Genomic DNA, 2,424 nt, shown 5'->3' with positions numbered 1-2,424 from the left:
TGAACAACCGTTCTGGAAACAAAGAGCGTATCTCTCGTATCTTCCAAATGCACGCTAATAAGCAAAACTCAATTCCAAGATTGGGTGCTGGTGATATCGGTGCGGTTGTAGGTTTCAAAGACATCAAAACTGGTGATACTTTGACTGATGAGAAAAACCCAATCGTTCTTGAATCAATGGTATTCCCTGACCCAGTTATCGGGTATGCAATTGAGCCTAAGAAAACAGCTGACCAAGATAACTTCTCGAAAGCTATCACGAAGCTTATCGAAGAAGACCCAACGCTTACAGTTGAGTCGAACGAAGAAACAGGTCAGACAATCATCCGTGGTATGGGTGAGCTTCACCTCGAAATCATCATCGACCGTATGCGTCGTGAGTTTAAAGTAGAAGTAAACCAAGGTGCTCCGCAAGTTGCTTACAAAGAGACGTTGACAAAATCATTCGAACACCGTGAAGTTTACAAAAAACAATCGGGTGGTCGTGGTAAATTTGCTGACATCGTATTTGAAATCATGCCTCGTGAAGATGGAAAGCCAGGTTTGGAGTTCGTAAACGAAATCGTAGGTGGTGTTATTCCTCGTGAATTTATCCCTGCTATCCAAAAAGGATTTGAGCAAGCAATGGTAAACGGTCCATTGGCTGGTTTCCCTGTTGACTCAATGAAAGTTCGTTTATTCCACGGTTCATTCCACGATGTTGACTCGGATTCATTGTCATTCGAGATGGCTGCACGTTTAGGCTTTAAAGAAGCTGCACGTCAGGCTGGTCCGAAAATCCTTGAGCCAATCATGGCCGTTGAGGTAATCACTCCAGACGAATACACTGGTCCTATCACTGGTGACTTAAACCGTCGTCGTGGTATGATGAAAGGTATGGATACAAAAGCTGGTTCGCAAGTAATCAAAGCTGATGTGCCTTTGTCAGAATTATTCGGTTATGTAACTGACCTTCGTACAATGTCATCTGGTCGTGCAACGGCTAACTTGACATTTGACCACTACGAAATCGTACCTCAAAACATCGCTGAAGGAATTGCTAAGAAAAACGCTTAATTCTTCGGTTGAAGTTTAATCATAAAAAAATCCTCTGTTAGCAATAACAGGGGATTTTTTGTTGGATAGCTGGGTGTATGCGATACGCTCCCACACTCTAAACTAAATAATTGAAGATTGATGATTAAGAATTAGTAATTTTTGATGGCTTGTCGCTACGATGTGAACAAACTCGTAGTCAAGACCTTTCCTACACTCGCTCAACAATCACTGCATAACCCATACCTACACCCACGCACATAGAAGCGAGAGCGTAACGTTTTTTTGTTCTAATGAGCTGATTTACAGCCGCTTGAATGATACGAGTACCTGACATTCCGAGTGGATGACCGAGAGCGATTGCTCCACCGTTTGGATTAATACGGGCATCATCATCAGCTAAACCAAGATTTCTCGAAACCGCCAAGCATTGTGCTGCGAAAGCTTCGTTGAACTCGATTACGTCTATATCGTTTAGGGTCAAACCTGCTTTTTGGAGGGCTTTTTGAGTTGCTCCCACCGGCCCAATTCCCATGATTCGTGGCTCTACTCCTACTACGGCCGATGATACGATTCTGGCTTTTGGTGTAAGATTATAGCTTTTTACGGCATTTTCTGAGGCAATATACATGGCAGCCGCACCATCATTCAAGCCAGAAGCATTTCCTGCGGTAACCGTACCGTTTTCTTTTTTGAAAGATGCTTTCAGCTTTGCTAAACCTTCTAAGGTAGAATTTCCTTTGATAAATTCATCTTTATCGAAAATCGTTACGTTACCTTTTCTATCGGTCAATTCTACACCAATAATTTCTTCGGCTAAAACACCACTCTGTTGTGCAGCAAAGGCTTTTTGTTGTGAGCGAAGAGCAAATAAATCTTGGTCTTCACGACTGATATGATACATTTCGGCTAAATTTTCGGCAGTTACGCCCATGGCATCAGTGCCATACATTTTGTGCATTTGCGGATTCACAAAACGCCAGCCAAAACTTGAGTCAAAAAGTTGCACATCTCCACCAAATGGTTTTGAAGATTTACTCATCACCATTGGTCCACGAGTCATGTGTTCCATTCCTCCTGCAATAAAAACCTCGCCATCGCCCGCTTTGATGGCACGATTGGCGTGAATTACGGCCGACATTCCCGAAGAACACAAACGATTGACAGTTTCGCCTGGAACAGTGTAAGGTAAACCTGCCAAAAGCAATGCCATACGAGCCACATTTCTGTTATCTTCGCCAGCTTGGTTATGGCAACCCAAAATCACGTCTTCGATGGATTCGAGTGGAATATTGGGGTTTCGTTTGATTAATTCTTTGATAGGCAAGGCAGCCAAATCATCGGCACGCACTGGCGATAAACTGCCACCAAAACTTCCAATTGGGGTGCG

General features: G+C 43.3%; 2 protein-coding genes. One reads left to right on the top strand and one right to left on the bottom strand.

Annotation, left to right across the window (positions count from 1 at the left end; translation table 11 throughout):
• On the top strand, nt 1-1,055 hold a 1,055-nt coding region (locus ACOVO2_RS18970), incomplete at its 5' end, for an elongation factor G (RefSeq protein ID WP_421771483.1).
• A 190-nt stretch (nt 1,056-1,245) separates the two neighbouring features.
• On the opposite strand, the gene pcaF is transcribed toward ACOVO2_RS18970, so the two are convergent.
• On the bottom strand, nt 1,246-2,424 hold a 1,179-nt coding region (gene pcaF, locus ACOVO2_RS18965), incomplete at its 5' end, for a 3-oxoadipyl-CoA thiolase (protein ID WP_421771482.1).

Origin of the sequence: Emticicia sp., assembly GCF_049241225.1 — a bacterium.
Lineage (GTDB): Bacteria > Bacteroidota > Bacteroidia > Cytophagales > Spirosomataceae > Emticicia.
Note: the sequence above shows the minus strand (reverse complement) of the source record. Positions and strands in the feature narration are given on the sequence as shown.